Here is a 296-nt window from a genome sequence, read left to right as displayed (position 1 = left end):
ATGCTCGGGCTTCTGGGCTTAATTTTTTATAGAAAAAAGCTTTAAATAAATCAGAGCTTGGTTTATCATTTTCCATTTTACGAAAATCCCCATCACACCATCGCGCCAAAAAATCAAGATATGCATCTTCCAATCTAAATCCATTCTTGGGTTTACCCTTTTTATCAACCGTGTATTTACCGGTGAAAATGGGGTACTTGATAGCAGGCTCCATTACTGACTCCATTTCCGGTGTAGATTGAGATGCATCGTACCTTCCATGTTCTTTCGGCCGACCTAAGCGTTTTTCCCCTCTT

General features: G+C 40.2%; 1 protein-coding gene. It reads right to left on the bottom strand.

The window, feature by feature from the left end:
• A partial coding sequence (locus tag CWB65_RS19685) for a hypothetical protein (RefSeq protein ID WP_138741300.1) occupies nt 1–214 on the bottom strand: 214 nt, incomplete at its 3' end.
• Nucleotides 215–296 lie beyond the last annotated feature (82 nt).

This window comes from Pseudoalteromonas sp. S554 (genome assembly GCF_005930865.1).
Classification (GTDB): domain Bacteria; phylum Pseudomonadota; class Gammaproteobacteria; order Enterobacterales; family Alteromonadaceae; genus Pseudoalteromonas; species Pseudoalteromonas marina.
Note: the sequence above shows the minus strand (reverse complement) of the source record. Positions and strands in the feature narration are given on the sequence as shown.